The sequence below is a fragment of the Burkholderiales bacterium genome (assembly GCA_013695435.1).
Classification (GTDB): domain Bacteria; phylum Pseudomonadota; class Gammaproteobacteria; order Burkholderiales; family JACMKV01; genus JACMKV01.
In genome coordinates, this window is record JACDAM010000221.1 from 1 (window position 1) to 2511 (window position 2511).

General features: G+C 59.2%; 3 protein-coding genes. 2 read left to right on the plus strand and 1 reads right to left on the minus strand.

Features of this window, described 5'->3' with window-relative positions:
• Positions 1 to 117 precede the first annotated feature (117 nt).
• On the minus strand, positions 118 to 522 hold the full coding sequence (locus tag H0V78_10970; GenBank protein MBA2352272.1) for a DUF3775 domain-containing protein: 405 nt from the start codon (positions 520 to 522) through the stop codon (positions 118 to 120).
• 221 nt (positions 523 to 743) lie between these two features.
• On the opposite strand from H0V78_10970, the gene H0V78_10975 reads away from it, so the two are divergent.
• Both H0V78_10975 and H0V78_10980 read left to right on the plus strand, forming a co-directional pair.
• Positions 744 to 1058: a DUF883 domain-containing protein gene (locus H0V78_10975; GenBank protein ID MBA2352273.1), complete on the plus strand. Its 315-nt coding sequence runs from the start codon at positions 744 to 746 to the stop codon at positions 1056 to 1058.
• Between the two features lie 294 nt (positions 1059 to 1352).
• Positions 1353 to 2414, plus strand: coding sequence for a hydrogenase expression protein HypE (locus tag H0V78_10980; GenBank protein ID MBA2352274.1), 1062 nt, complete (start codon positions 1353 to 1355; stop codon positions 2412 to 2414).
• The last annotated feature ends 97 nt before the right edge of the window (positions 2415 to 2511 follow it).

Consider the following 2511-nt stretch of genomic DNA (forward strand, 5'->3'; position numbering starts at 1 on the left):
GCTCGCGGCATTCATGCGCCGCAAGACCGCTCTGCCGTCAACCACCGCGACATCAACGACTGCAACGCCTCCGGCGGTGCCGCCGGAGTTATAACCGCCGCCCGCGGCTGTCCGAAACTACAAGCGCTGCTCCCACGCGTCCTCGCAGGAAAATCCCATTTGCGAGAGCCCTTCCTCCAGGTAATCCGCGAGTAATGGCAGATCGAGCAGGTAGCGCAGCGTGGCTTCATCCATGAAGTCGCTCGCCTGGCGGATCGCTTCGGGCCATTCTTCTTTCGTGAAATCGCCGCGGCCCACGGTGACAAGCGCGAGCAATTCGGTCAACTCGCCTTCGTTCAAACGTTCGAGCGACGCGGTCAATTCCTGGTCGGTCGCATCGTCCGGATAATCGAGCAGAATCTCGCGTCCGCCATCGTCGGCAGGGTTCGAAGCGGTGTCCGGAAACTCGGCATCGGTCTTGGCATTGACCTCGCGCGCCTTCAGAATGATGAAACAGACTTCTTCGGAACTGATGTTTTCCATGGTGAGCCTCCGATCCAGGGCCTGTTCATACTAAAGCTGCATGGATGCGTGTTGGCGGCGCAAGTTCCTGACCAGCGCCATCCCTGAAAAAAGATGGCGGCCGGGCATCAACGCCGGCTTTCCCTGATCGACGCGACAGCCTCGGAAATTAAGCGCCAGACAGTGACCAATCCGGACTTTTCTGCTACTTTTGCGTTTTGAGACTTTTTCAGGAGGTCGCTATGGATGCAGACAAAATGAGCACTTTCGCAAAGGATGGCCTGATCGCGAATTTTAAGGCCGTCGCGGCGCAAGTCGAAGATTTGTTGCGCAATTTCACCGACGGCGGCGGGGACAAATTCACCGCCGCCAGCGCCAGGGTTGGCGAAGCTCTGCAAGAAGCCAGGCTTAATCTGGAGACCGCGCAAAACCTGATCGTGAATAACACCAGGGAGGCGGCCCGAACCACGGATCAATATGTGCACGACCACCCGTGGAGAGCGATCGGAATCGCAGCCGGAATCGGATTGATTGCCGGACTGCTGATGCGGCGCTAGCTGCGCTTCCCAACTTTGCGCGCTTCCAGTCTCGGGCGTCCTGATCGATGAAGAACCAAATGGCGCCATCGCTCGCGCAAAAGCGTGCATTTCATCGCCGACATTGCAAATTGCGTTGCTTGAACTATTATTAAAGAATATCCCGGAGGTCAGTTTCCTCTACAGTTTCCTCTAACGTGTACGTCTAACGAAAGATCGAGATTTCGGCCTAAGCCGACGCGCCGATCAAACTGCCTTGCGGTCGTCGCGCCGACTCTGTTTGAAGCATAAGCCATTAACAGAGGAGGTAATGTCATGCCCGATTCATCCCCCGCTCCGTACGGGCGCAAAACGCAGCGCGCGCCTGCCCTCAAGGAAGTCCACATTCTCTGGATGACCGCCGGCCTGGGTTGCGACGGCGATTCGGTTTCGATCACCGCCGCTACCCAGCCCAGCATCGAAGACGTCGTCATGGGAGCGATCCCCGGCCTCCCGAAAGTCCACCTGCACAACCCGGTGCTGGCCTATGCGAACGGCGACGAGTTTCTCGCCCCATTTCACAAAGCGGCCAAAGGCGAGCTCGACAATTTCGTGCTGGTGATGGAAGGCTCTATCCCCAACGAGAAGATCAGCGGCGAGGGTTACTGGGCGGCGCAGGGCGAGGATCCGGTCACCAAACAACCCATCAAAACCACGGAATGGATCGACCGCCTGGCGCCCCATGCGCTCGCCGTCGTAGCCGCGGGGACGTGCGCCACCTACGGCGGCATCCACGCCATGCAGGGCAATCCGACCGGATGCATGGGTATGGCCGATTATCTCGGCTGGGACTGGAAATCGAAGGCGGGCCTGCCCATCGTCAACGTGCCCGGCTGCCCGGTGCAGCCGGACAATTTCATGGAGACGCTGCTGTATCTCTTGTATCAGCTTGCGGGCTTGGCGCCCATGATCCCGCTCGACGATGCGTTACGGCCCAAGTGGCTGTTTACCCGCACCGTGCACGACGGCTGCGACCGCGGCAGCACCTACGAACAGGCCATCTTCGCGACCGAATACGGCAGCCCGAACTGCATCGTCAAACTCGGTTGCTGGGGCCCGGTAGTGCAATGCAATGTGCCGAAGCGCGGCTGGATGGCTGGCATCGGCGGCTGCCCGAACGTGGGCGGCATCTGCATCGGCTGCACCATGCCCGGTTTTCCCGACAAATTCATGCCTTTCATGGATCAACCGCCCGGATCGATCCTGTCCACGAACCTGATCAGAACGTACGGAAGCACGATCCGCAACCTTCGCAAGTTGACGATCTCGACGCTCAATGAAGAGCCTAAGTGGCGGCACAACCGGCCCAGGCTCACGACCGGGTACCAAGCCAATTAATTGCCAGGCAAACGCACACGCATAGGGGACGTACATCATGGCTATCAGCATCGAACCGCAAACCAGACCCACCGCCAAAGCCGCGCCTGGCAAGTTG

Excerpts from the sequence above, each read along its gene's own strand:
- H0V78_10970 (MBA2352272.1), bottom strand. The coding sequence starts at position 522 with ATGGAAAACATCAGTTCCGAAGAAGTCTGTTTCATCATTCTGAAGGCG.
- H0V78_10975 (MBA2352273.1), top strand. The coding sequence starts at position 744 with ATGGATGCAGACAAAATGAGCACTTTCGCAAAGGATGGCCTGATCGCG.
- H0V78_10980 (MBA2352274.1), top strand. The coding sequence starts at position 1,353 with ATGCCCGATTCATCCCCCGCTCCGTACGGGCGCAAAACGCAGCGCGCG.